The organism is Kitasatospora sp. NPDC051853 (assembly GCF_044452665.1).
Lineage (GTDB): Bacteria > Actinomycetota > Actinomycetes > Streptomycetales > Streptomycetaceae > Kitasatospora.
The window spans coordinates 185,179-209,556 of record NZ_JBITBY010000015.1 but is presented as its reverse complement, the minus strand read 5'-3'; the positions used below and the strand labels follow the sequence as shown (position 1 = coordinate 209,556).

Below are 24,378 nucleotides of genomic sequence, written 5' to 3'. Positions count from 1 at the left end.
AGCCTCCACCGTGCACGTCCGAACCCAACGGGCCTGGTGGGCAGCCGTCCTGACGCTGCTCGCCGCCGCCCTGCTCCCGCTCGCCCCCTCCCCCGCCCGGGCCGCCGCCACCCTGACCCAGGTCACCGGCTTCGGCTCCAACCCCGGCAACCTGCTGATGTACCGCTACGTCCCGGACGGCCTGCCCGCCGGCCGGCCGCTGGTGGTCGCGCTGCACGGCTGCACCCAGTCGGCCGCCGCCTACGACGACGAGACCGGCTGGACCACGTGGGCCGAGCGGTACGGCTTCGCGCTGGTGCTGCCACAGCAGCAGTCCGCCAACAACTCCTCCGGCTGCTTCAACTGGTTCCTGCCCGGCGACCACTCCCGGGACCAGGGCGAGGCGCTGTCGGTCCGTCAGATGGTCGCCCGCGCCACCGCCGACCTGGCCACCGACCCGGCCCGGGTCTACGTCACCGGACTCTCGGCCGGCGGGGCGATGACCGCCGCGCTGCTGGCCGACTACCCCGACGTGTTCGCCGGCGGCGGGGTGGTGGCCGGGCTGCCGTACCGCTGCGCCTCCACCCAGGTGCAGGCCAGCGTGGACTGCATGAGCACCGGCCGCGACCTCACCCCCGCCCAGTGGGGCGACCTGGCCCGCTCCGGCCACCCCTCCTGGACCGGGCCGTGGCCCAAGGTGTCGATCTGGCACGGGAGTTCGGACGCGCTGGTGAAGCCCTCGAACCTCACCGAACTGATGGAGCAGTGGACGGACGCCAACGGCGTGCCGCAGACACCCGCCGTCTCCGAGACCGTGGCCGGGCACCCGCACAAGGTCTACGCGGACGCCAACGGGCAGCCCCGGGTGGAGACCTGGTCGATCACCGGCATGGGGCACGGGCAGCCGGTCGACCCGGGGAGCGGGGCGGAGCAGTGCGGCACGGCCGGCGCCTACGTCCTGGACGTCAACCTCTGCGCCTCCCTCCGGATCGCCAAGTTCCTCTCCCTGGAAGGCACTTCGCCCTCCCCCTCACCCTCGCCCTCGCCCTCGCCCAGTCCGTCCCCCGGCACGGGCACGCTCACCCTCACCGACGACACCACCCGCGACGGCTACGTGAAGGCCGACGCGGACGGCACCTCCCCCACCGTCGGCACCCTCACCGGCACGCTCGGCCTCGCCGTGGGCCGCGGCACCGACGGCAGGCAGAACCGCGCCCTGCTCTCCTTCGACACCTCCGCCCTCCCCACCGGCGCCACCGTCACCGCCGCCCGGCTCACCGTCACCCACGCGAGCGGCAGCGGAAACCCGTTCGCCGAAGCCCGGTTGACCGCCTCCACCCGCACCGGCTGCTTCGGCCCCACCTGCACCACCACCCCCGAGGACTACGCCGCCCCGGCCGACTCCCCCGACACCGCCACCCTCGCCGCCTTCACCTCCGGCACCCGCACCTCCACCGACTTCCACCCCACCGTCACCCCGGGCACCCCCCTCCAACTCCGCCTCGCCTTCGACCGCCCGCTCTCCACCACCGCCTACCTCTTCCTCCAGCGCGGCACCGCGGCGACCCTGACCCTGGAGTACCGCCTCTGACTCCTGCCGGACAGCCCCTTCTCGGTATACCGCCGGTATACTCGCCGTATGGACAGCGCCGTGATCAAGGTTCGGGCCGAGGTGCGAGACCGCCTGGCCATACTCGCCGCGGACCGGGGGACCACCATCGGTTCGATGGTGGCCGAGCTCGCCACCGCCACGCCCACGCATGCCGAGCGGCAGGAGATGTACGCCCACAACATGGCGTACATCCGGGAGCACCTACAGCCCGAACTGACCGACGAGGACGTGGCGGAGGCCGAGGCACTCTGGCAGGCCGTCGCCGCCGGTGAAGCCGGTGAGGTCTTGTGACCCCACCGCTCATCGCCGACGACACCGCCCTGCTGGCACTCGGCTCCGGGCACCGGCTGATGTCCGGCCTGGCCGTGACCGGCGGGCGGCTGACCGTCCCGGTCGGGTGCCTGATCGATGCCGACCGGCAGCGCGACGGCATCGCGGATCACGTCGGGGCGCTGTCCGGCATCACCTTCGAGGAGGTCGGCCTCACCGCCGCCCGTCCGTTGGCCGAGCTCATGCGGGACGGCCTCGGGCTGGGCACCGCCCACGCCGTGTACGCGGCCCGGCCGTCCCTGTCCTGGCCGGCCGGACGGGCGGTGCTGACCACCTCCGCCGGGCTGTACAAGGGGCGGGGCGTGCGCGTGGTCACCGTCTGACGGACCATCCGCTGCTCCCGGCGGCCTCCTGCTTCCGGGCCACTCCTGGCCGGCGTTCCCCGTAGGGGGAAGGTCAGGGGTGGCCCCTATGGATTACGGGGGTGGGTGGGAGGACCGTGGAGGGCATGGGACACGGAGATCTGTCGCGCGGTGAGAAGAACCAGTTGGCGGTGGCTTCGGCGACGCTGGGGCCCTGGCGGACGGCTGCGGGGGCCGGGGCGTTGGTGGGCGCGGCGGCGCTCGGGGTGAACGTGGTGACCGGGCACTGGAGTGCGGACATGCTGGCGGGGCCGGCCGGGCTCGGGCTGTTCGTGCTGTTCCTGGTGGGGACCTTGGGCGGGAAGCTGCGCCGGGACGCCGCCGACCGCCGGATCCACCGCTGGGCGGCCGAGCACCCGTGGCGCTCGGCGTTCCCCGCCTCGGTGGCGTTCTGGCTGCTCAACACGGTGAACCTGACCTTCCTCGGCGGGACCGAGCTCTTCGAGTCGGTCTTCACCTCGCTCGCCCCGGCCGGCCTGCTGCTGGTGGTCGCCGGGGTGGCCGGCTCGGTGAAGCGCTCGCGCCGCACCGGCTGACGGCCGGACGAACCGTCAGCAATCCGTACGCACCGGCCCGCCGGGACCGGAGGACGGCCCGCCCGCCCGGAGGGGCGGCCGGGGCCGTCTGCATACTGTGCGCGTGCCCATAGCCGAAGAGCCCGAACCGCGTCCCGCCGAGGACCCGTTCGACAACCTGGTCCTCGACGACGACTTCGTCCGCTCCGCCGAGGTCAAGGAGCAGGCCGGACGTACCCGGATGCTCGCCGCCCGCTGGAAGGAGCAGCCGCCGCACGACCCGGGCGGCCGCCGCTCCGTCAACGACGGCCCGCGGCCCAAGCGCCGCTTCGGCCGCAAGCCGAAGCCGGTCGACCCTTGGGGCAACGTCCGGCGGCGGAAGCCGAACTGGCAGGCCCCGGTCTACGTGGCGCTCGCCGTGGCGGTGGTGCTGGCCGCGCTCAACGTCGAGTCGCTGCGCGGCTGGTACGCCGACTGGCGCGGCGAGCCGGGGCTCTCGGAGGGCCCGGCGGCCCGCCCGGTGCCGACCGTCGGCCCGGAGACCGCGAAGCCGACCGCGGCCGCCCCGCAGGTGGACGAGCAGCAGCCCACCGTGGCCCGCCCCTGGGCCGGCTCCCCGGCCGAGGGCTGGCCGGCCGGGCCGGACGCGATCGTGCTCCCGCAGGCCCAGGCCGTCGGCACCTTCGACGCCGCCGAGGTGGCGGCCAGGCTCAAGCTGGTCAAGGACTTCCTGGTGGCCTCGAACCTGGACCACGCGGTGGTCGCGGGCGGGCAGCCCGCCACCGCGCTGGCCATGCTGGACACCGAGCCCCGCCGGCAGGCCGACGGGTGGCTGCGGCAGCCCTCCGACAAGGGCGACGCGACCACGCTGTTCAGCCGCTTCGACCCGCGCGACGCGATCCCGGTGAACGACACCGTCAAGGTGCAGGGCCGGATGAGCTTCGAGGGCGACGGGGAGAAGGGCCTGCTGGTCCGCACCGACTACACCTTCGTCTACGCCCTGCGCCCCGGCCCGGAGGCCGGCAAGAAGCGGCCGACGCCCTCCGGCGGCACGGTGAAGCCGGCCGGCTTCACCACCGAGGAGGTCTCCCCGACCACCTGGACCGCCCGGACCATCGTCCGGCGGGTGATCGCCGTCCGGTTCTACGACCCGGCCCGGTACGACGTGAACCCGGGGAAGATCCGCTTCGCGGACACCAACAGCGACGTCGGCAACAGCGCCTGCGACGTCTACGACGGGTTCTTCCACCCGCAGTTCGACCAGTTCAACCTGGGCTTCGACCCCCAGCCGCAGCCCAGCGGCCCGAGCAGCGACCCGTACGACCGGAGCAAGGACATCGAGGAGCACGGCGAGTGCGGGACGGTCACCCGCAGCTGAGCCCGCCCGCAGGAGGCCCCGGGCGGCCCCGGCTGATCGAAATCACGCGTCCCTGACGGGGTGCGGGGGCATACTGACGGCGTGCCGATAGCCGATGAGCCAGAGCCGCGCTCAGCCGACGACCCGTCGGAGAAGGACCCGTTCGAGGGTCTCGTCCTGGACGAGGCCTTCGTCCGGGCTGCCACCGTGAAGGAGGCCAGCGGGCGGACCCGGATGCTGGCCGCCCGGTGGAAGCACACCCCGCCGCACGACCCGGGCGGCCGCCGCTCGGTCAACGACGGGCCGAAGGCGGCCCGCCGGAAGTCCGGGTCCGGGGCCCGCAAGGGGATCCGCCGGGGCACCGGAGGTGCCGGGGCCTCGTGGCAGACCTGGCTGATCGTGGTCGCGGTCTGCGCGATCGTGCTGTTCAGCCTGAAGGTGGCGGCCGACACCATGCGGGAGCCGTCCGCCCCGGTGACGCCGCAGCCGAGGCCGACCCCGACCGCACCCGCCGACCCCACGGCGCCCGCGCAGGACGTGCCCAAGCCGGTCTGACGGGGTCTCAGCGGCGCTTCTTCGTCCGCCCCGGGTTGCCGCTGCGCGCGGCCCGGGCGGTCCGGCGGCGGTCGGCGGCGGCCAGGGAGGCCTCGTACCGGGCCCGCTTCACCTTCTCGCCCGGGGCCTCCAGCAGGCTGCGCAGGAAGTAGGCGACCAGTGCGCCGACGAAGCCGATCAGCCAGACCGCGCCGAGCGACTTCTCCTCGGTCATCCAGCCGGTGAGGCTCTCCTTGCCCTCGCTCAGCACCTTCCAGGTGCGCAGCCCGGACAGCAGGGAGCAGAGCGCGATCGCGCCGACCAGCAGCCCGTAGACCAGGCCGCCGGCCTCGGAGTCCCGGACGCCCTCCACCGCGAAGCGCAGCAGCAGGGCGCCGGCTGCCGCGGCCACCAGCGCGCCGAGCGGCACCGCGACGCGGCGGGCCCAGTAGCCGGAGCCGCGCTCCACCCAGCTGGTGCCGAACCAGCGGATCGGCTCGGCGGTGCCCTCGGGGTGCTCAGTCTGCTCGCTCACGGCTCCGATGATGACACGGGGCACCCCCGGAACGACGAAGCGGCCGCTCCCGGCTCACCCGGGAACGGCCGCCTGACGACGGGTCAGCCCAGCTTGCTCACGTCGCGCACCGCGCCCTTGTCGGCCGAGGTGGCCATCGCCGCGTACGCCTTGAGCGCCGCGCTGACCGGGCGGACCCGGTCCTTGGGCCGGTAGCCGGTGCCGGCCTCCAGCTTGAGGCGCCGCTCGTGCAGCTCCTCGAAGGAGACCTTGAGCTCGACCGTGCGGTTCGGGATGTCGATCGCGATCACGTCGCCGTCCTCGACCAGGGCGATGGTGCCGCCGGAGGCCGCCTCGGGCGAGGCGTGGCCGATGGACAGGCCCGAGGTGCCGCCGGAGAACCGGCCGTCGGTGATCAGCGCGCAGGCCTTGCCCAGGCCGCGGCCCTTGAGGAAGGAGGTCGGGTAGAGCATCTCCTGCATGCCGGGGCCGCCCTTGGGGCCCTCGTAGCGGATGACGACGACGTCGCCCTCCTTGACCCGCTTGGTGAGGATCGCGTCCACCGCGTCCTCCTGCGACTCCAGGACGACGGCCGGGCCGGAGAAGGTCCAGATCGACTCGTCGACACCGGCGGTCTTCACGATGCAGCCGTCCTCGGCGAGGTTGCCGTAGAGCACGGCCAGGCCGCCCTCCACCGAGTAGGCGTGCTCGACCGAGCGGATGCAGCCGTTCTGCGCGTCGGTGTCCAGGGTGTCCCAGCGCTCGGACTGCGAGAAGGCGGTGGCGGAGCGGACGCAGCCGGGGGCCGCGTGGAACAGCTCGACCGCCGTCGGGGAGGGCGAACCGCCGCGGATGTCCCAGGACTTGAGCCACTCGGCCATGGTGGCGGAGTGCACGGTGTGCACGTCCTCGTTGAGCAGGCCGCCGCGGTACAGCTCGCCCAGGATGGCGGGGATGCCGCCGGCCCGGTGCACGTCCTCCATGTAGTACTTGCCGTTGGGCGCGACCTTGGACAGGCACGGGACCTTGCGCGAGATGGCGTCGATGTCCCGCATGTCGAAGTCGAGTTCGGCCTCCTGGGCGGCGGCCAGCAGGTGCAGGATGGTGTTGGTCGAGCCGCCCATCGCGATGTCCAGCGCCATCGCGTTCTCGAACGCGGCGCGGGAGGCGACCGAGCGGGGCAGCACCGAGGCGTCGTCCTGGTGGTAGTACCGCTTGGTGATGTCGACGACGGTGCGGCCGGCGTCCTCGTAGAGCGCCTTGCGGGCGGTGTGGGTGGCCAGCACCGAGCCGTTGCCCGGCAGGGCCAGGCCGATCGCCTCGGCCAGGCAGTTCATCGAGTTGGCGGTGAACATGCCCGAGCAGGACCCGCAGGTCGGACAGGCGTTCTCCTCGATGATCGCGATGTCCTCGTCGGAGACGTTCTCGTTCACCGCGTCGGAGATCGCGTTCACCAGGTCGAGCTTGCGCACCGTGCCGTCCACCAGGACGGCCTGGCCGGCCTCCATCGGGCCGCCGGAGACGAAGACCGTCGGGATGTTGAGGCGCAGCGCGGCCATCAGCATGCCGGGGGTGATCTTGTCGCAGTTGGAGATGCAGATCAGGGCGTCCGCGCAGTGCGCGGAGACCATGTACTCCACCGAGTCGGCAATCAGGTCGCGCGAGGGCAGCGAGTAGAGCATGCCGTGGTGGCCCATGGCGATGCCGTCGTCCACCGCGATGGTGTTGAACTCGCGCGGGATGCCGCCCGCCTCCTTGATCGCCTCGGAGACGATCCGGCCGACCGGCTGGAGGTGGGTGTGGCCCGGGACGAACTCGGTGAAGGAGTTGGCCACCGCGATGATCGGCTTGCCGAAGTCCTCCCGGGCTACGCCCGCGGCCCGGAGAAGCGCCCGGGCGCCTGCCATGTTGCGACCGTGGGTGACCGTACGGGACTTCAGCTCGGGCACTGTGCTCCACTCCTTCGGAGGCTCCGGGGCGGGCCCCGCTCAGGTGGGAGGGTGCAGGGCCGCCGTGGCTTTCGAGCCTACGCCCCCGTTCCAGCCGACGGACACGCTGTCCGCCATCCGGGCAGGCCGGGTCACTCCTTGGTGACCACGGTGAGGTCCAGGACGTAGGGCTCGGTGACCGTGCCGCCGGGGAATTCGGCGAGCAGTGCGGCCCGTTCGGCGGCCAGCACGGGGGCCCGCTGCTCCGGGGTCAGCACGGCGAAGTAGGAGCGCGAGACCAGGTCGGCGAGCAGCAGCTCGACGTCGATCTCCCGCTGCCAGCGCAGCCGGGCGGAGGCGGTCGGCAGCCCGTACGGGGCGAAGGCCTCGGTGATCACGTTGCTGCCGCCCTGGTGCTGGTAGCTGGGCAGCGCCGCCGCCAGCCGCTCGCCCATCGCGCGGACCCAGGCCACCGAGGTGTCCTTGACGTTCCACCAGGTGGCCAGCGATCCGCCCGGGCGGAGCACCCGCAGCGCCTCCGGGATCGACCGGTCGGGGTCGGTCCAGTGGAACGCCTGGGCGTAGGTGACCAGGTCCACCGTGCCGTCGTGGAAGGGGAGTTCGTCGCCGCCGGCCTTGACCAGCGGCAGCTCGGGGCTGGCCAGGCGCAGCTGGGCGGCCATCCCGGGGCTGGGCTCGACGGCGGTCACCCGGGCGCCACGGGCAGCCAGCAGGCGGGTGGCGATGCCGGTACCCGCGCCGACGTCCAGCACCTCGGCGCCCTTGAGCGGGCGGCCGGTCAACTCCTCCAGCCGGTCGAAGAGTTCGGCCGGATAGGAGGGGCGGGCGGCGTCGTACTCGGCCGCCACCGCTCCGAAGGAGTTCGCGTGGTCGTGCTTCTGGTACTCCGTCATGCCGCCACCCTAGGAGGTCCTTACTTCGCCACCGTGGCCAGGTGGAGCCGGGTGAAGGCGAGCGCCTCGGCCAGATCGGCCTCGCGTTCGGCGGGGGACGTGGAGCGGCGGGTGTTGACCTCCAGCACCACGTGGCCCTCGAAGCCGGTGCGGGCCAGCCGCTCCAGCAGCTCGGCGCAGGGCTGGGTGCCCCGGCCGGGGATCAGGTGCTCGTCCTTGGCGGAGCCCAGGCTGTCGGCCAGGTGCACGTGGGCCAGCCGGTCGCCCATCCGGTCCACCATCTCGAAGGCGTCCACCCGGGAGGTGGCCACGTGCGAGAGGTCGACGGTGTAGTGCCGGTACGCCTCCTCGGTGACGTCCCAGCCCGGCGCGTAGGCCAGCATCTCCCGGTCCCGGTAGCGCCACGGGTACATGTTCTCCACCGCGAAGCGGACGTCCGTCTCCCCGGCCATCCGGTGCACGCCCTCGACGAACTCCCGGGCGTACTGGCGCTGCCAGCGGAACGGCGGGTGCACCACCACGGTGTCCGCGCCCAGCTTCTCGGCGGCGGCCCGGGCCCGGACCAGCTTGGTCCACGGGTCGGTGCTCCAGACCCGCTGGGTGATCAGCAGACAGGGGGCGTGCACCGCCAGGATCGGCATCCGGTACTCGTCGGAGAGCCGGCGCAGCGCCTCGATGTCCTGGCTGACCGGGTCGTTCCAGACCATCACCTCCACGCCGTCGTAGCCGAGCCGGGCGGCCAGCTCGAAGGCGGTGGCGGTGTTCTCCGGGTAGACCGAGGCGGTGGAGAGCACCACCTTGGTGTCCGGCACGTGCAGGCCGTCGGCGTGCGGCGGCAGCACCAGGCGGTCGGTGGTGCGCAGCAGCGGGGCGCGGCGGGGCGGCTTCTTCGCGGCCCGGACGGCCTTGACCGCCTGGGTGGCCAGGGCCAGCTGCGACTGCCGGGGCGGCTTGGCGGTCCTCGTCGCCCCGGCGGCCTCGGCCTTCTTCGCCTTCTTGGCGGCCTTCCTCACCGGCTTCGGGTCGTCCGCTCCCCCGGCGTCCGGCGCAGGCTTCTTCCGGGCCCTGCGCGGCTGCCGGGTGCTGTCACCGGCCGCGCGGCCCCGCTGCGTCCCGTCCTCGTCCGCTGCTTCCGCCACGGGAGACAGCGTAAGCGGCGCGCGCCGGTTATGGTGTGCGCCCCGTCACGCCGCGGGCCTCCGCCGGTCTGTCACCCCGTCAGCGCGGGGTGCCGGTCCGAGGGGCTGTCGAGGGTGTCCAGGCGGCGCAGGATGATGCCCTCGCGCAGCGCCCACGGGCAGATGTCCAGCTCCTCCAGCCCGAACAGGTCCATCGCGGCGTCCGCCACCAGGGCGCCCGCCAGCAGCTGTCTCGCCCGGCCCTCGGAGACACCCGGGATCTGCGCCCGCTGAGCCACCGTCATCCCGGCCAGCCGCGGCACCCAGGCGGAGAGCCCGGCCCGGGACAGCTTCCGGACCGCCAGCGGCCCCGCCTCGGCCGGCGCCGCGCCGGTCATCCGGGCCAGCTGCTTGAAGGTCTTCGAGGTGCCGACCGCGTGGTCCGGCGCCCCGCGCCGGGTGAACTCGCCCACCACCTGCGCGATCTCGGCCCGGATGTACCGGCGCAGCTCCCGGATGTCCTCCGGGTCCGCGACGTCCCCGGGCAGCCGGGCGGTCAGCCGGCCCGCGCCCAGCGGCAGCGAACAGACCACGTCCGGCTGCTCGTCCAGGCCGGCCGCCAGCTCCAGCGAGCCCCCGCCGATGTCCAGGTCCAGCAGCCGCCCGGAGGACCAGCCGAACCAGCGCCGCACCGCCAGGAAGGTCAGCCGGGCCTCGTCCGGGCCGGACAGCACCCGCAGCTCCACCCCGGTCTCCTCGGCCACCCGGCGCAGCACCGCCTCGCCGTTGGCCGCCTCCCGCACCGCGGAGGTGGCGAACGGCAGCAGGTCCACCACGCCCTTGTCCTCGGCCACCCGGATCGAGGAGGCCACCATGGCCACCAGCTTGTCCACCCCGGCCTCGGTGATCGCGCCTTCCCCGTCCAGCAGCTCCGCCAGCCTCAGCTCCGCCTTGTGGGAGTACGCGGGCAGCGGGGCAGCACCGGGGTGGGCGTCCACCACGAGGAAGTGGACGGTGTTGGAACCTACGTCGAGCACACCGAGTCGCATAACCGCCCACGCTACGCGATCCGGCCGCACAGGTGGCCGGATAACACCGCACCGGCCCGCGGCCGGGCCCGCGGCCGCTAGCTTCGTCCTGATCAACTCAACGAGGAGGAGACCGAGATGACGATCACTCACCGCCTGGTGGGCTCCGGCGAACACGGTGTCGTGGTGCTGCACGACTGGTTCGGCACCAGCGCCGGCTGGGGGCCGTTCCCCGAGTACCTGGACGGCTCCGCCTTCAGCTACGCCTTCCTCGACTACCGGGGCTACGGCGAGCGGGCCGCGGTCGAGGGCGAGTACAGCCTGGCCGAGATCGCCGGGGACGCCCTGGCGCTGGCCGACCAGCTGGGCTGGGAGCGGTTCTCCCTGGTCGGGCACTCGATGGGCGGCAAGGCGGCCCAGCAGGTGCTGGCGCTGGCCCCGGAGCGGGTGCGGAAGCTGGCCGGGGTCGCGCCGGTGGCCGCCTCCGCGTACGAGCTCGGCGAGGCGTACGACCTCTTCCACGGGGCCGCCGGCGAGCCCGGCAACCGCCGCGCCATCATCGACCTGGTCACCGGCAACCGGGCCACCGGCGTCTGGCTCGACCGGATGGTCGCCAACTCGCTGGCCAGCTCCCGGCCGGAGGCCTTCTCCTCCTACCTGGAGCAGTGGACCACCGTCGACCTGAGCGCCGAGGTCTCCGGCCTGCGGCTGCCGGCCCGGGCCTTCGTCGGCGAGCACGACCTGGCCCTCAACGAGGACTACTACCGCTCCACCTGGCTCACCCACTACCCCGAGGGCGACCTCGAACTCCTCCCCGCCTCGGGCCACTACCCCATGCAGGAGACCCCGGTCGCCTTCGCCACGACGCTGGAGCGCTTCCTCGGCGAGTAAGTGGCTACGGCCAGGGGCGCGAGGAACTGCGCGAGGCGGAAGAGGCAGACCGTGTGCCGGGTACGGACACTCACTTGCAAGTGACCCTCCGTACCCGGCAGTCGGGTCACTTTCTTCCGGTTCGCGCAGTTCCTCGCGCCCCTGAGGTCGCTGCCCTGCCGCCCGCCGCCGGATCTACAGCAGGCCGTGCCAGAGCTGTTCGACGATGACGGACCACCAGTTCTCGGGGTCCGAGAAGGCCGTGCGGTCCAGGCCCGCGAGGGACCACTGGAGTTCGGCGACGGCCTGGCCCGCGGCGAGCGGGTGGAGGTCCCGCAGGCGGGGGTAGCGGTCGGCGAGGAGGGCGAGGGAGCGGGCGAAGGCGGTGAGGTCGGCGTTGACGTAGCGGGCCTCGGCGGTGTCGGGGTCGACCGCCCGGACCCGGCCCCGGGCGGTGTCGACGGTGAAGCGGGCCCACCCGTCGGTGCCGATCAGCAGCTGTCCGAGCAGTTCGCGGCGGGCCGCCTCGGTGGCCCGCAGGCCCCGCCCGTCCTCCGCCAGCACCTCAGAGAGGTCCGGCAGTACTGGCGCCGCCCCGGACACCCCGTCCGAGACCGGGTGGTAGAGCTCGAAGAAGCCCCGCACCCCGACCGGCAGCCCGACCCGGACCAGCGGCCGGCCGATCGCCTCGGGCAGGTCGGCCGCGAGCACCGCCGCCGGGTCGAAGCGCCGTACCCCGCCCTCGCCGAACTGCGCGGTCAGCCGGGCGGCCAGCGCCGGCTCGGCCTCGGGCTGGGCGGGCGGCACGTCGAGCGGGAAGGGCACCCGGTTGAGGCGGGGTGTGGAGCCGAGGGTCCGTACAGCCCGGGCCCGTCCGTCGTAGCGGGGGCCGTAGGCCAGGTCGTGGCTGTGCCGGGCGGCGGGGAGTTCGGCCAGCAGGGAGGCGGCGACGTAGCCGCCGGGGAGCATCGAGGGGCGCAGGTCGGTGTGGACGGCGAGGACGTCCTCGGGCTGGACGCCCTGTTCGCTCAGCTGGGCCCAGGCCCGCAGGGCGGGGTGGGGGCGGCCGGGGGCGGAGCGGAGCACCAGGGTGCGCTCCTCGCCGAGGGCGTCGCGGTGGACGAACTGGGCGCGGCAGCCGGGGCCGGTGGCCGGCGGCAGGGCCGGGTCGTAGTCGCCGGCGCCGAGCCGGTCGCGGTAGAGCTGGATCACCTGCGGGACGGGGACGGAGGGCCAGACGGTGAGCTCGCCGGTGGTCCGGTCGACCACCGCGCAGGCGGCGCCGAGCTCCTCGGGGGCGCGGCGCTCGCCGGTGAGCGGGTCGACCCGGACGGGGGCGGGCTCCGGCCAGACCACCCAGCCGAGGTCGAACTCGTGTGCCTTGACCGGCCGGACGGCCTCCGGGGAGAGCTCGGCGTTCACCCAGCGGTGGGCGGCTTCGAGGGCCTGCGCGAGGGTGGTCATCGGTAACTCCTGGCAGCGGTACGGGTGTTCGGTGCGCAGATGGTCAACGGGTGCTGCCCCGGTGGATGGTGAGCCGCGAGCGCGGCGGTGCCGGCGTCTCCGGCACCGGCACCGGCTTGACCAGCGGGTCGGGGGCCGGGGCCGGGGTCAACTCGACCGCCGGGATGGCCGGTTGGAGGGCGGAGAGGTCGGCCGGGCGGCCGCCCGCCTCCAGGGCGATGGCCCACAGGCCGTGGTCGGCCGGGTGCAGCGGGGCGGAGGAGCGGTAGCCGGTCTGCGGGTCGAGGTAGCTGATCGTCGCACCGGCCACGAAGGCGTTCCACAGGTGCGAGCGGCCGTAGCCGTCCAGGGTGAGCAGCACGGCCTGCGCCCCCGTACCCAACTGCCGCAGCAGGTCGGCCAGTTGACCGAGGGCGGGGTCGCCGTAGCCCAGGTCCTTGAACTGGGTGCCGAGCTCGCGCTCGGCGCGGTCCCGGCCGCCGTACTCCCCGGCCGGGCCGTCGGGCAGCCGGGGGGCGCCGCAGGTGGGGTTGCCCAGGTAGCTGTCCAGCGCGGAGAGGGAGAGGTCGAGCGCGTTGTTGGAGCGGCCCGGCTCGCGGAAGCCGCCGCCGTTCAGCGCCTCCGGCCAGTCGCCCAGCCTCGGGTCGGCGGGCGTCGCCGGTTCCCCCTCCTCGGTGCGCGGCACCCGGCGCTCCACCTCGGCCTGGTGGGCCGGGTCGACCGGGCCGAGCCCGCCGGCCGCGCCGTACGGGCGGCCGTCCGCGATGGTGCGCGGGCGGGGGCGCTCGCCGGGCTGCTCGGGCGCGGTCCGGCGGTAGTCGTGGAGCAGCAGGAACATCGCGGCCAGCGGCGCGGCCTGGGCCAGGGAGGCCGCCGACTCGTCCTCGCGGCGGAGCACCGGCGGCAGGTCGAAGGTCCGCCCGGCGACCGGGCCGACCACCACCGCACCGGCGGCCGGGGGCGCGGGCGCCGCCGGGGCGGGCACCGGGTTGGGCACCAGGCCGACGGGCTGCGCGGCACGCGGCGCGGCCGCCCCGGGCTGCTGCGGACCGGCCACGGCACCGACCGCGCCGGCCGCACCCGCCTGGCCGCCGGCCCCGGGCGCACCGGCGGCAGCGGCACCGGGCGGGGCCACGGCGGCCGCACCGGCCGCACCACCCGCCGCGGGAGCACCGGCAGCCGGCGGGGCCGCCGCACCGGCGGCGGCACCGGCGGCCGGGGCCGCGGTCACCGGAGCGGTGGGAGCCGCGGGCGCCGGCTGGGCGCCCATGCCCATCGGCGGAGTGCCCAGCGCGGACTGGCCGCCGACCGGGCCGAGCCCGCCCGAGGCGCCGCCGGAGCCGAAGGAGCCGCCGGACGCGCCGGAACCGCCGTGGCCGCCGGACGCACCCGGCACCGAGGGCTCGTGCCGCCCCCAGCCGGTACCGGCCGACGGACCGTCACCGAAGGCCGAGGAGAGCCCGCTCTGCGGCGGGGCCACCGCCACCGAGTCGGTGCGCAGCGTCCCCGCGGCGCGGTGCAGCGGGCGGTCCTCGTACCGGTCGTCCTCGTACCGGTCGTACCCGCCGGCGCGGTCACCCGGGCCCACGTCCACCGAGACCACGGTCCGCGGCTGGGTGCTCCCGCTGCCGCCGCCCTGGCGGTACGGGTCCTGCTGGTGGGACTGGCCCTGGGTGGTGCGGTCGTACGGGTCGTCGTAGCGGGAGTCGTAGGAGCCGGCCCCGGCCGAGACCGGGCCGACCTGCACCTGGACGCCGCCCCGGCCGCTGCCCTGGCCGTTCCCGTGGCCGTCGTCCTGGCCGTGCCCGTTGCCGCCGGCGCGCACGTCCACGTCCAGACCGCCCGGCCCGACCTGCACGTCGGCCCCGAGGCCGCCGAGGTCCAGCCCGATCCCGGCGCCCGGCTTCTTGTTGCCGTGCGCGTCCGGGCCGGCGGTCCGGCCCTGGTCGTCGACCATCACCACGTGGCCGGTGCGGTCGGTCACCAGCTCGCCCGAACCGTCCACCTTGGCGGTGTGGCCGTCGCTGCCGCGCACCGGGCGGCCCTCGCGGTCCAGCACCACCACCTCGCCGTCGGTGCCGGTCACCGGCTTGCCGTCGCGGCCGAGCGCGACGGTCACCCCGGCGACCGCGATCAGGCCGCCCGCGCCGACCACGACCAGGGCACCGTTGGAGTCGCGCAGCGGCTTGCCGTCGCTGCCGCAGGCCACGCCCACCACCGGCTTGCCGTCCTCGCCGACGACGGCCACCTTGCCGTCCGGGCCGACCAGCGGCTTGCCGTCCTCGCCGACCTGGACGGCGACGTTCGCGACGCCCTCCACCCGGCGGCCGCTCTCGTCCACCAGCACCGGCCGGCCCTGCTGGTCCTTCACGACCTGGCCGTCCTGGCCGACCACCGCCGACAGCCCGCGCACCTTCGCCACCGCGCGGCCGCCGAGCAGCGCCCCGGCCGCCGCGGCGCCGCCGGCCGCGGAGGCGGCCCGGACCGGCTGGTAGCCGTCGGCCTGGGCGATCCGCTCCAGGGTGGTGACGGCGGGCTCCTTCAGCGCCTGCTGGAGCCCCTCCTTCATCTCCCGGCCGAGCTCCTCCAGCAGGTTGCCGACCTTGTGCCGGGCCAGCTCCACGGCGACCTTCTCGCCGACCCCGACCACCGCGTCGGCCACCGCGCCGCCGATCTTGCCGAGCACCGCCTGGGCGGCCGCCTCGACCTTCTCGGCCAGCTTGATCTCCTCGGCCAGCTCGGTCAGCACCGCGATGATCTCCGCCTTGCAGGAGTCCACCGCCCGGGCCGCCCGTTCGAAGGCCCCGGCCAGCAGCTCGGCCGCGCCGTGGGCGTCGTCCAGGCTGCCCCGGCCGCCGCCGGCGAAGCCGCGCCAGTGCTCGGCGAAGGCGTCCACCGCCCGGCCCCGGTTCTCCCCGGTGACCCGCTGCACGGAGTCCCCGCCCCGGCGGCCGAGCCGGTCGGCCTCGGCGCCGAACTCGCGCCAGACGCCGGCCGCGCGGCGCAGCCCCTCCTCGTCGGCCTGCGGCCACTGGTGGCCCAACCTGGCCAGTACCGGGACGAGTTCCTCGGGCACGTTGCGGGACACCGGGTCCCTCCTTCTTCCGGTCGAGCGGGACGTTCAGCAGGACAGGCCGTTCGGCCGCGGCGCGCGGCGGGGAACGGAGACGAACACGAGCGCGGGCCCGCCGCGGTTCCCCGCGGCGGGCCGCTCCCGACGGTGCGTCAGAGCTTCGGCGGGGCCACCGGGGCCACGTCGGGGTGCACTCTGCCCAGGTCGGCGCCGACGTCGCCGTCGGTGCGCTCGACCGAGTCGGCCATCGTGCCGAGGTTGGAGCCGATCTGGCCCAACCGGCCGGCCAGGCCGTTCAGCCCGGCCAGCAGCATGCCCTGCGCCTCGGTGTAGAGCGTGCCGAAGCCGCTGCCGGGGGCGTCGCCGCCCCACGGCGTGCCGAGGCCGGCCATGCCCTGCTCCAGGGTCTTGGCCGCGCCCTCGAAGTCCTGCGAGATCTTCCCGAACTCCCGCCCCTCGCCGCGCACTTCCCACGGCTTGATCAGGAAGTCACCCGTTCCACCCGTACTCATCCGCCCACTCCCCCAGCGCCCCCGTGCGAATACCAGGCAGTCATCCTAGGGCCAGCCCACCCGCCACCCCAGGGCGCATGCCGCTTCCACACACGTGCTTCACCAGCCCCGGGCCCGTCACCGGGCATCCTTCCGCCCAGGCCATACCCTTACCGGGTGGCAGCAGAGAGCAAGCAGAGCAAGCAGCACGGCAAGAAGAAGCCGAAGGCCGACAAGCCCTCCAAGAAGACCGACCTCGGCATGCCGGGCATGCGCCCCGAGGTCCCGCTCGACTTCGCCCGGGCCTGGGTGGAGTTCGCCGACCCGGCCGACGAGGAGCAGGTCTTCCGCTGCGACCTGACCTGGCTCACCTCCCGCTGGAGCTGCATCTTCGGCCAGGGCTGCCAGGGCATCCGGGAGGGCCGGGGCGAGTCGGACGGCTGCTGCACGCTCGGCGCGCACTACTCGGACGAGGACGACGAGCAGCGGGTGGCCGAGCACGCCGCCCGGCTGACCCCGGAGATCTGGGAGAACTTCGCGCACGGCACCGACGCCGAGGGCCGGATCGTGCTCGACGGCGGCATCACCATGTTCGACGAGGACGGCGACCGGCAGACCCGCCGGATCGACGGCGCCTGCCTGTTCCGCAACAGCCCCGGCTTCCCCGGCGGCGGCGGCTGCTCGCTGCACATCCTGGCCCTCCAGGAGGGCCGCGAGCCGCTGGAGACCAAGCCGGACGTCTGCTGGCAGCTGCCGGTGCGCCGCACCTACGACTGGATCGACCGCCCGGACGACACCCGCTACCTGCAGGTCTCGATCGGCGAGTACGACCGCCGCGGCTGGGGCCCGGGCGGCCACGACCTGCACTGGTGGTGCACCGGCAGCCCGGACGCGCACCAGGCGGCCGACCCGGTCTACGTCTCGTACAAGCCCGAACTCACCGAGCTGATGGGCCCCGAGGGCTACGCGGTGCTCGCGGAGCTCTGCGAGCAGCGGATCAGGACCGGCATCGCGGTGGCCCCGCACCCGGCCGACCCGCAGGCCTGACGCCCGCTCAACTCCGGTGCCCCACCGAGCCGGTGGGGCACCCGAGGGCTACTTGTCGATGTCGCCGACCACGAAGAACATCGAGCCCAGGATCGCCACCATGTCGGCGACCAGGGTGCCGGGCAGCAGTTCGGTCAGGGCCTGGATGTTGTTGAAGGAGGCGGAGCGCAGCTTGAGCCGCCAGGGGGTCTTGTCGCCCCGGGAGACCAGGTAGTAGCCGTTGACGCCGAGCGGGTTCTCGGTCCAGGCGTAGGTGGCGCCCTCGGGGGCCTTGAGCACCTTGGGCAGCCGCTGGTTGACCGGGCCGGGCGGCAGCTCGGCCAGCCGGTCCAGGCAGGCCTCGGCCAGCTCCAGCGAGTTGACGGTCTGTTCGAGCAGGCACTCGAAGCGGGCCAGGCAGTCGCCCTCCTCGCGGACCGCAACGTGCAGCACGTCCGCCAGCTCCCCGTACGCCAGGTAGGGCTCGTCCCGGCGCAGGTCGAAGTCCAGGCCGCTGGCCCGGGCGATCGGCCCGCTCACCCCGTACGCGAGCGCGTGCTCGCGGGAGAGCACGCCGACCCCGGCGGTGCGGCCGCGGAAGATCTCGTTGCCGAGCACCAGCTCCTCGAAGACCGGCAGCTGCGCGCGGACGCTGCCGACCGCCGTCCGGCACCGGCCCAGCCAGCCGGCCGGGAGGTCCTCCTTGAGGCCGCCGACCCGGTTGAACATGTAGTGCATCCGGCCGCCGCTGGCCTCCTCCAGCACGTGCTGGAGCTCCTCGCGGCCGGTGAAGGCGTGGAAGACCGGGGTGATCCCGCCGAGCTCCAGCGGGTACGAGCCGAGGAACATCAGGTGGTTGAGCACCCGGTTCAGCTCGGCCAGCAGGGTGCGCAGCCAGACCGCCCGCTCGGGCACCTCCATGCCGAGCATCCGCTCGACCGCCATCACCACGCCCAGCTCGTTGGAGAAGGCCGAGAGCCAGTCGTGACGGTTGGCCAGCATGACGATCTGCCGGTAGTCCCGGGCCTCGAAGAGCTTCTCCGCGCCGCGGTGCATGTAGCCGACCACCGGTTCGGCGGCCACGATCCGCTCGCCGTCCAGCACCAGCTTCAGCCGCAGCACACCGTGCGTGGACGGGTGCTGCGGGCCGATGTTGAGCACCATGTCGCTGGTGCCCAGCTCGCCGACAAGATTCTCGGCACCCGCACCGACGCCGACCGTGGTCTCCCTCATGGGGTGAGAGTCTGCCATCCCGGCAGCCCCGCCAGGCTCTCCGGTACCGGCATGCGGACGGCCTGGGCCAGCCAGCCGAAGGCCCCGAGGCCGGACGGGTCGGTCAGTTCGGCCCCCTCCCCGGCCCCGCCCAGCGCCCGCAGGTACGCCACCGGATCGGTGGAGGCCAGCGCCAGCGGCGGGCGCGCCCCGTGCACCCCGAGCGCCCGCAGCGCCTCCCGCTGGGTGGTCCACAGGGTGGACAGCCCGGGCACCGCCACCGCGTCCAGCGCCACGTGCGCGGTCACGTCGCAGGAGCCGTCCGGCACCGGTCGCACCTCCCGGCCCTCCCGGAAACCGGTCAGGGTCTCCCCGTACGGGCGGGTGGCCAGGGTGTGCGCGTAGTCCACCGCGACCGCCAGGCCGCGCTCCAGCGCCCCCACCGCACCGGCCCAGGCCGCGTCCCGGGGCCCGCCGAGCTCCACCACCTCGCCCTCGGGCCACCACCGCGCGGCCCAGGCCGCGTCCTCCGCCCCGACCTCCGCGCCGGGCCGCCGCTCCCCACCGGCCGTCACCTCCTGGTACCGCAACCGCCCGTCCTCACCGCGCTCGGCCAGGTCCAGCGGCACGTTGTCCAGCCACTCGTTGGCGAACAGCAGACCTGACACCCCGTCGGGCACCCGGTCCGTCCAGACGATCCGCGGGTCCGTCCCGGCCGGCCGCTCCGCCAGCTCCACCGCGTACGGGCGCAGCCGCCCCGCCAGCCCCGGTCCGACCGCCGCCAGCACCCCGGCCAGCAGCTCCCCCCGCCCGGCCCCCACGTCCACCAGCGCCAGCTCCGCGGGGCGGCCCAGCGCGGCGTCCGTCTCCGCCAGCAGCCGGGCCACCGCGGCGGCGTACTTCGACGAGACGTGCACCGAGGTCCGGAAGTGGCCGGCCGGCCCCTCCGGCCTCCGGTAGAACCCCTGCGGGCCGTACAACGCCCGCTCCGTGGCGGTCCGCCAGCGCATCCACTCCATGCGGGGACGCTACCCGCCCGGAGGGCGGTCAGGGGCGCGGGGAACTGCGCGCTGCGGGAGGCACCGGCCTGTCTGCCGGGTACGGAGCCTCACTTGCACGTGGTCCTCCGTACCCGGCACACGGGTCCGCTTCTTCCGATTCGCGCAGTTCCCCGCGCCCCCGGGGTGACCACTTTCTCCGGGGTTGCCCTGCCCGTCCGTGTACCCCCCTCTCCACCCTGCGGAGTAGGACGGATCGCCCTCACGGCTGACCTGGTGGGCTTCCCCGACTGCCTAGGCTTGACCCGTGCATCGACTCAACGCCTGGTTCCGCCGCCACCCGATGGTGGTCGACTCCGCCTGGGCACTGTTGCTCCTCCTGTTCTGCCTGCTGGGATTCGTCAGCGGCGGGAACCGGGAGAGCCTGGTGCTGGGCGGGGTGATGGCCTGGCTGATGATCTTCCGGCGGAAGCACCCGGACCTGACCACCGTCGCGGCGACCCTGCTCGGCCTGAGCCAGCTGGCCGCCAAGGTGGACCCGCAGGTGGAGAGCGTGGGGTACCTGCTCTTCGCCTACACCGGCGCGGCCTTCGGCACCCCCTGGATCTCCCGGCTGTCCTTCGTGGCCGGCCTGGCCGCCGGGCCGCTGACCGCCCTCCGCTTCGGGCCCGCCGCCACCGACAACGTCAGCAACGCCGAGCGGATCTTCCTCGCCGTGCTGATGTCCACGCCCTTCGTGCTCTGCTGGGCCTGGGGCCGGCTGACCAGGGTGCGCCGCGCGTACCTGGTCGAGCTGGAGGACCGGGCCGCCCGGCTGGAGCGCGAGCGGGACGCCCAGGCCAAGGTCGCGGTCGCGGCCGAGCGGGCCCGGATCGCCCGCGAGCTGCACGACGTGGTGGCCCACAACGTCTCGGTGATGATCGTCCAGGCCGACGGCGCCGCCTACGTGCTCGACAACTCCCCGCAGCAGGCCAAGGAGGCGCTCTCCACGATCGCCTCGACGGGCCGTCAGGCGCTGGTCGAGATGCGCCGCCTGCTCGGCGTGCTGCGCACCACCGACACCACCGACGAGTACGTCCCGCAGCCCGGCGTGGCCGAGCTGCCCGAACTCCTCGACCAGGTCCGGGTGGCCGGGCTCCCGGTCGAGTACGCCGCCACCGGCGAGGTCCAGGAGCTGCCCCGGGGCGTCGAACTGACGGTGTACCGGATCGTCCAGGAGGCGCTCACCAACGTCCGCAAGCACGGCGGCCCGGACGCCCGGGCCAAGGTAGCGGTCGACTTCCGGGACCGCGAGCTGGAGGTGCTGGTCGAGGACGACGGCCGCGGCTCCACCGCCGAGCAGCTGACCGCCGGTGGTACCGACGGCCAGGGCCATGGTCTGATCGGCATGCGCGAGCGGGTCGGCATGGTCAGCGGCAGCCTCGACGTCGGACCGCGGCCCGGCGGGGGCTTCCGCATCCGCGCCGTGCTCCCCTACAAGACCACCAAGTGAGGACCGCAGCTGTGACCATCCGGGTGATGCTGGTCGACGACCAGGAACTGCTCCGCACCGGCTTCCGCATGATCCTGCAGTCCCAGGGCGACATCGAGATCGCCGCCGAGGCCGGCGACGGCCAGCAGGCCGTCGACATCCTCGCCCGCACCCAGGTCGACGTGATCCTGATGGACGTCCGGATGCCCCGCCTGGACGGCGTCCAGGCCACCCGCCGGATCTGCCTGGACGAGGCCGGCTCGCCCGTCCCCGGCGCCCCGCACGTCCTCATCCTCACCACCTTCGACCTGGACGAGTACGCCTTCGCCGCGCTCAAGGCCGGAGCCAGCGGCTTCCTGCTCAAGGACGTCCCGCCCACCGAACTGGTCGCCGCCATCCGGGCCGTGCACGGCGGCGACGCGGTGGTCGCCCCCACCACCACCCGCCGCATGATCGACCGCTTCGCGGACGTCCTCCCGCTGCCCGGCTCCGCCCCCGGCTCCCCCGTCCTGGCCCCGCTGACCGAGCGCGAGCGCGAGGTCTTCCTGCTGGTCGCCCAGGGCCTCTCCAACGGCGAGATCGCCGCCAAGCTGACCCTCTCCGAGGCCACCGTGAAGACCCACGTCGGCCGCATCCTCGCCAAGCTCAACCTCCGCGACCGCGTCCAGGCCGTCGTCCTGGCCTACGAGGCCGGCCTGATCCGCGCGGGCGCCACCGACTGACCGTCAGGCGGGCGAGACCACCGCCAGGCCGATCGCCTCGGCCGCCGAGCGCAGGCCCTTGTCGTAGGTCACGAACCACCGCAGGCCGAGCCCGAGGGCCAGTGCGCTCGCCAGGTGCACCGCGTCCAGCGTGCGCAGGTACGGGGCCTCGATCGCGCCCGCCCGGTCGAGCAGCTCCGGCCCGATGGTCACCTGGTCGACCTCGGCCAGCACCGCGCGGGCCTCGGCCAGCTGGGCGGCGAACGCCTCCTGAGCGACCGTCAGGCGCCCGTGAGGGTCGTGGTTGGCCCGCCGGACGACCCGGACCACCTCGGTCCTGGCGAGCTCGGACGTGACCGATTCCAAGTCGGCGTGCTCGTCCAAGAACCGTCGCAGCGCCGACGACTCGGCCTCCTCCCGGACCAGCTTCACCAGTGCGCAGGAGTCCAGGTAGATCACGCGCGCTCCTCACCACGGAGCTCGTGCAGCACCTCGGAGAGCGGTCGGCCGGCCTCCGCCGCCGGTTGCGCGGTGCGACCTGCGAGGCTGCTCGACCGCCCGAGCCGGAGAACACCCCCGGCGACCAGCTCCTGCCGGAGCTGGTCCTCCGGGGCCGCCGGGACCAGCCAGGCGACCACTCTGCCCCGGTCTGTCACCCGGGCTGCCTCGCCGCTCTCGACCAGCTCCTTCACCACGGCACCGGGGTTGCGCAGGTCACGCAGGGGCACTACCCGCGCCGTACGGCGTTCCCGGGCCAGCGGCCTCGGCGGGACGGCGGGCGCACCTTCGATCGGCTGAGCACTCATGTCCGTCACGGTAGACCTCCTGTCGACGTTCTACGAGAAGTGTCAGTCATACGGGCGACAGAGTGTGCACTTGTCCGGTTCCCGCCCGTTCGCCGTGGCACACCCACCCCACCTCCGGAGCCGTAGAATGACGCGGTACGTCTGGTACCGGCAGCGGACTGGAACGGGAATCAGGGACGAGGGCGAGCCGTGAGCAGCGCCGAGGACTTCGGGTTCGGGGTGTTGGCCGATCCGTTCGGGGATCCGGGGGATCCGGGGAACCGGCCGGCCAGGTTGGCCGTGGGGGTGGTCGGGACCGGGCGGGTGGGGCCCGCGATGGGGGCCGCGCTGCAGTTGGCCGGGCACAAGGTGGTGGCCGCGTCCGGGGTGTCGGCGGCCTCGAAGCGGCGGGCCGAGGCACTGCTGCCGGGTGTGCGGCTGGTCACCCCTCCGCAGGTGCTGGCCGCCGCCGACCTGGTGCTGCTGACCGTGCCGGACGACGTGCTGCCGGAGCTGGTGGCCGGGCTGGCGAAGACCGGGGCGGTGCGGCCGGGGCAGATCGTGGTGCACACCTCGGGCGCGCACGGCGTCGCGGTGCTGGAGCCCGCCACCCGGGCCGGTGCGCTGCCGCTGGCGCTGCACCCGGCGATGACCTTCACCGGCACGGGCGTCGACCTGGCCCGGCTGGCCGGCTGCCCGTTCGGGGTGACGGCCCCTCAGGAGCTGCGCCCGGTCGCCGAGGCGCTGGTGGTGGAGATGGGCGGCGAGCCCGAGTGGGTGCCGGAGGAGCAGCGGGCCCGCTACCACACGGCCCTCGCGCACGGGGCGAACCACCTGGTGACCCTGGTGTCCCAGGCGCTGGAACTGCTGCGCACCGCCGGGGTGGCCGAGCCCGGCCGCCTGCTCGGCCCGCTGCTCGGCGCGGCCCTGGACAACAGCCTGCGCTCGGGCGACGCCGCGCTCACCGGCCCGGTGGCCCGGGGCGACGTCGGCACCGTCCGCCGCCACCTGGGCGAACTCGGTACGGTGGCCCCCGACATCGGGCAGTCGTACCGGGCCATGGCCCGCGCCACCGCGCAGCGGGCGCTGAGGAACGGAACGATCGACGAGGCGTCGGCGGCCGCGCTGCTGGACGTACTGAACGAGGAGAACATCTGATGGCCCGTGGCAAGCAGCCGACCAAGACCCCCCAGGTCCGCAAGGCCGAGCTCACCCACACCGTCACCGACTTCGAGTCCGCCTTCTGGCCGGACGAGCAGCCGGTGGACAACGCCGTGGTGATGACCATGGGCGCCCTGCACGAGGGCCACGCGAGCCTGATCCGGGCCGCCCGCAAGCAGGTCGGCCGGGACGGCCGGGTCGCCGTGACCGTCTTCGTGAACCCGCTGCAGTTCGGCGCCGGCGAGGACCTGGACCGCTACCCGCGCACCCTGGCCGCCGACGTCCGGCTGGCCGAGGAGGCCGGCGCGGACGTGGTCTTCGCCCCGCTGCCGGAGGAGGTCTACCCCAACGGCACCCCGCAGGTGCGGATCTCCGCGGGCCCGATGGGCGAGCGGTACGAGGGCGCCTCCCGCCCGGGCCACTTCGACGGCGTGCTGACCGTGGTGGCCAAGCTGCTCAACATCACCGACCCGGACTTCGCCTTCTTCGGCGAGAAGGACGCCCAGCAGCTGGCCGTGATCCGCCGGATGGTGGCCGACCTGGACTTCGACGTCGAGGTGGTCGGCGTCCCGACCGTCCGCGAGGAGGACGGCCTGGCGCTGTCCTCGCGCAACCGCTACCTCTCGGAGACCGAGCGGGAACAGGCCCTCGCCCTGTCCAAGGCGCTGTTCGCCGGCCGCGACGCGGCCGTGCGCGGCGCGAAGGCGGTCCGCGAGGCCGCCGCGACCGCCCTGGACGGCGCCGAGGGCGTCACCCTGGACTACCTCGCCCTGATCGACCCGGACGACTTCACCGAGGCGTCCGACGACTTCCGGGGCGAGGCGGTGCTGGCCGTGGCCGCGAAGGTGGGCTCGACCCGCCTGATCGACAACGTCAGCATGCTCATCCGGTAAGAAGCACTTCCCTCAGGCATGCACTCACAGGAGGCGTGACCC

Annotated in this window: 24 protein-coding genes; 12 read left to right on the top strand and 12 right to left on the bottom strand. The window is 74.3% G+C overall.

Annotated features, from left to right (window positions below; all coding sequences use genetic code 11):
• Window positions 1–10: 10 nt before the first annotated feature.
• The 6 genes from ACIA8O_RS34925 to ACIA8O_RS34900 all read left to right on the top strand — a co-directional run bounded on the left by ACIA8O_RS34925 (window position 11) and on the right by ACIA8O_RS34900 (window position 4,710).
• Window positions 11–1,570, top strand: a complete 1,560-nt coding sequence (locus ACIA8O_RS34925) for a PHB depolymerase family esterase (protein ID WP_396298052.1) — start codon at window positions 11–13, stop codon at window positions 1,568–1,570.
• 48 nt (window positions 1,571–1,618) lie between these two features.
• A complete protein-coding gene (locus ACIA8O_RS34920) occupies window positions 1,619–1,882 on the top strand; it encodes a hypothetical protein (protein WP_396298051.1) in 264 nt (87 codons plus the stop codon).
• The gene (locus ACIA8O_RS34915; protein ID WP_396298050.1) at window positions 1,879–2,244 is read left to right on the top strand and encodes a hypothetical protein; all 366 of its coding nucleotides are present in this window, start codon (window positions 1,879–1,881) and stop codon (window positions 2,242–2,244) included. The genes ACIA8O_RS34920 and ACIA8O_RS34915 overlap by 4 nt, the downstream gene beginning before the upstream one ends.
• 125 nt (window positions 2,245–2,369) lie before the next feature.
• A complete protein-coding gene (locus ACIA8O_RS34910) occupies window positions 2,370–2,819 on the top strand; it encodes a hypothetical protein (RefSeq protein WP_396298049.1) in 450 nt (149 codons plus the stop codon).
• 103 nt (window positions 2,820–2,922) lie between these two features.
• Window positions 2,923–4,176, top strand: coding sequence for a hypothetical protein (locus ACIA8O_RS34905; RefSeq protein ID WP_396298048.1), 1,254 nt, complete (start codon window positions 2,923–2,925; stop codon window positions 4,174–4,176).
• Window positions 4,177–4,257: 81 nt separating this feature from the next.
• Complete coding sequence (locus ACIA8O_RS34900) at window positions 4,258–4,710, top strand: hypothetical protein (protein ID WP_396298047.1); 453 nt, start codon at window positions 4,258–4,260, stop codon at window positions 4,708–4,710.
• A gap of 7 nt (window positions 4,711–4,717) precedes the next feature.
• Here the strand turns inward: ACIA8O_RS34900 and ACIA8O_RS34895 are convergent, their stop codons facing one another.
• From ACIA8O_RS34895 to ACIA8O_RS34875, 5 genes are all read right to left on the bottom strand, one after another.
• Window positions 4,718–5,224, bottom strand: coding sequence for a hypothetical protein (locus tag ACIA8O_RS34895; RefSeq protein ID WP_396298046.1), 507 nt, complete (start codon window positions 5,222–5,224; stop codon window positions 4,718–4,720).
• Window positions 5,225–5,307: 83 nt separating this feature from the next.
• Window positions 5,308–7,152, bottom strand: a complete 1,845-nt coding sequence (gene ilvD / locus ACIA8O_RS34890) for a dihydroxy-acid dehydratase (RefSeq protein WP_396298045.1) — start codon at window positions 7,150–7,152, stop codon at window positions 5,308–5,310.
• 131 nt (window positions 7,153–7,283) lie between these two features.
• On the bottom strand, window positions 7,284–8,045 hold the full coding sequence (locus tag ACIA8O_RS34885) for a class I SAM-dependent methyltransferase (RefSeq protein WP_396298044.1): 762 nt from the start codon (window positions 8,043–8,045) through the stop codon (window positions 7,284–7,286).
• A 20-nt stretch (window positions 8,046–8,065) separates the two neighbouring features.
• Entirely contained in the window at window positions 8,066–8,863 is a 798-nt protein-coding gene (locus tag ACIA8O_RS34880) for a sugar phosphate isomerase/epimerase family protein (protein ID WP_396298098.1), read from the bottom strand.
• A gap of 392 nt (window positions 8,864–9,255) precedes the next feature.
• Window positions 9,256–10,212: a Ppx/GppA family phosphatase gene (locus tag ACIA8O_RS34875; protein WP_396298043.1), complete on the bottom strand. Its 957-nt coding sequence runs from the start codon at window positions 10,210–10,212 to the stop codon at window positions 9,256–9,258.
• Between the two features lie 117 nt (window positions 10,213–10,329).
• Between ACIA8O_RS34875 and ACIA8O_RS34870 the strand changes: the two genes are divergently transcribed.
• The gene (locus ACIA8O_RS34870) at window positions 10,330–11,082 is read left to right on the top strand and encodes an alpha/beta fold hydrolase (RefSeq protein ID WP_396298042.1); all 753 of its coding nucleotides are present in this window, start codon (window positions 10,330–10,332) and stop codon (window positions 11,080–11,082) included.
• A gap of 174 nt (window positions 11,083–11,256) precedes the next feature.
• Here the strand turns inward: ACIA8O_RS34870 and ACIA8O_RS34865 are convergent, their stop codons facing one another.
• From ACIA8O_RS34865 to ACIA8O_RS34855, 3 genes are all read right to left on the bottom strand, one after another.
• Window positions 11,257–12,525, bottom strand: a complete 1,269-nt coding sequence (locus ACIA8O_RS34865; protein ID WP_396298041.1) for an SUKH-4 family immunity protein — start codon at window positions 12,523–12,525, stop codon at window positions 11,257–11,259.
• 43 nt (window positions 12,526–12,568) lie between these two features.
• Window positions 12,569–15,613 carry a toxin glutamine deamidase domain-containing protein gene (locus ACIA8O_RS34860; RefSeq protein WP_396298040.1) on the bottom strand — a complete coding sequence of 1,015 codons (3,045 nt, stop codon included), beginning with the start codon at window positions 15,611–15,613 and terminating at the stop codon, window positions 12,569–12,571.
• A 137-nt stretch (window positions 15,614–15,750) separates the two neighbouring features.
• Window positions 15,751–16,110, bottom strand: a complete 360-nt coding sequence (locus tag ACIA8O_RS34855) for a hypothetical protein (protein ID WP_396298039.1) — start codon at window positions 16,108–16,110, stop codon at window positions 15,751–15,753.
• A 240-nt stretch (window positions 16,111–16,350) separates the two neighbouring features.
• Here ACIA8O_RS34855 and ACIA8O_RS34850 point away from each other — a divergent pair, with 240 nt between their 5' ends.
• Window positions 16,351–17,136: a hypothetical protein gene (locus ACIA8O_RS34850; RefSeq protein ID WP_396298097.1), complete on the top strand. Its 786-nt coding sequence runs from the start codon at window positions 16,351–16,353 to the stop codon at window positions 17,134–17,136.
• A 48-nt stretch (window positions 17,137–17,184) separates the two neighbouring features.
• Here ACIA8O_RS34850 and ACIA8O_RS34845 read toward each other — a convergent pair whose 3' ends face one another.
• Complete coding sequence (locus tag ACIA8O_RS34845) at window positions 17,185–18,348, bottom strand: NADH-quinone oxidoreductase subunit D (protein WP_396298038.1); 1,164 nt, start codon at window positions 18,346–18,348, stop codon at window positions 17,185–17,187.
• Window positions 18,345–19,346, bottom strand: coding sequence for an SAM-dependent methyltransferase (locus tag ACIA8O_RS34840; protein WP_396298037.1), 1,002 nt, complete (start codon window positions 19,344–19,346; stop codon window positions 18,345–18,347). Before ACIA8O_RS34840 ends, ACIA8O_RS34845 begins: the two co-directional genes overlap by 4 nt.
• 286 nt (window positions 19,347–19,632) lie before the next feature.
• On the opposite strand from ACIA8O_RS34840, the gene ACIA8O_RS34835 reads away from it, so the two are divergent.
• Window positions 19,633–20,817 (top strand): sensor histidine kinase, encoded by a 1,185-nt coding sequence (locus ACIA8O_RS34835; protein ID WP_396298036.1) that lies wholly within the window; start codon window positions 19,633–19,635, stop codon window positions 20,815–20,817.
• 11 nt (window positions 20,818–20,828) lie between these two features.
• On the top strand, window positions 20,829–21,518 hold the full coding sequence (locus ACIA8O_RS34830; RefSeq protein WP_396298035.1) for a response regulator: 690 nt from the start codon (window positions 20,829–20,831) through the stop codon (window positions 21,516–21,518).
• A gap of 3 nt (window positions 21,519–21,521) precedes the next feature.
• Here the strand turns inward: ACIA8O_RS34830 and ACIA8O_RS34825 are convergent, their stop codons facing one another.
• Together ACIA8O_RS34825 and ACIA8O_RS34820 are read right to left on the bottom strand one after the other, a co-directional pair.
• On the bottom strand, window positions 21,522–21,956 hold the full coding sequence (locus ACIA8O_RS34825) for a type II toxin-antitoxin system VapC family toxin (RefSeq protein ID WP_396298034.1): 435 nt from the start codon (window positions 21,954–21,956) through the stop codon (window positions 21,522–21,524).
• Window positions 21,953–22,303: a hypothetical protein gene (locus tag ACIA8O_RS34820; RefSeq protein ID WP_396298033.1), complete on the bottom strand. Its 351-nt coding sequence runs from the start codon at window positions 22,301–22,303 to the stop codon at window positions 21,953–21,955. The genes ACIA8O_RS34825 and ACIA8O_RS34820 overlap by 4 nt, the downstream gene beginning before the upstream one ends.
• A gap of 189 nt (window positions 22,304–22,492) precedes the next feature.
• Here ACIA8O_RS34820 and ACIA8O_RS34815 point away from each other — a divergent pair, with 189 nt between their 5' ends.
• Together ACIA8O_RS34815 and panC are read left to right on the top strand one after the other, a co-directional pair.
• On the top strand, window positions 22,493–23,440 hold the full coding sequence (locus tag ACIA8O_RS34815) for a Rossmann-like and DUF2520 domain-containing protein (protein ID WP_396298032.1): 948 nt from the start codon (window positions 22,493–22,495) through the stop codon (window positions 23,438–23,440).
• Window positions 23,440–24,336 (top strand): pantoate--beta-alanine ligase, encoded by an 897-nt coding sequence (gene panC / locus ACIA8O_RS34810; protein WP_396298031.1) that lies wholly within the window; start codon window positions 23,440–23,442, stop codon window positions 24,334–24,336. Before ACIA8O_RS34815 ends, panC begins: the two co-directional genes overlap by 1 nt.
• Window positions 24,337–24,378 lie beyond the last annotated feature (42 nt).